The following is a 400-nucleotide window of genomic DNA, read 5'->3' as shown; positions in this document are numbered from 1 at the left end:
AGATTACCGCCCACAGTAATATCGTTAGGCAGTTGCCCATTATCGATAGTGCCTATAATTTCACTAAAGTAAGGCTTGTTACCTGCGTGGTATACCTTATGACCGAAATACCTAAAATCGTTACCGCTAAAACTAGCTTGTAGTATGTATGGACTAGAGTAGGTCCCGTTACTGTCAGTATCAGGGAGAACATAAAAGTTACCTCCGTTAAGGCCTAAATACGCATTACTTCCATCATCTTGGCTAAAATAGATAGAAGGGGCAGCGCCGTTAAGACGCAGACCGTCTTTATTCCACGACCCTGTATTTATCACGGCCCCACCAGAAGCTGTAACTTTTTTAGCAAAGACATCTTTATCTTTGTTAATGACTACACTTTTGCTTATTTGTATTCCGTCTT

Annotated in this window: 1 protein-coding gene; it reads right to left on the bottom strand. The window is 41.0% G+C overall.

What is annotated here, in order from left to right:
* The coding region (locus BZJ21_RS16450) for a hypothetical protein (protein WP_158075549.1) at window positions 1-400 on the bottom strand (400 nt) is incomplete at both ends.

The organism is Salinivibrio costicola subsp. alcaliphilus (genome assembly GCF_001996185.1).
Lineage (GTDB): Bacteria > Pseudomonadota > Gammaproteobacteria > Enterobacterales > Vibrionaceae > Salinivibrio > Salinivibrio costicola.
The sequence above is the reverse complement of the archived record's forward strand: the minus strand, read 5'-3'. Positions and strand labels throughout refer to the sequence as shown.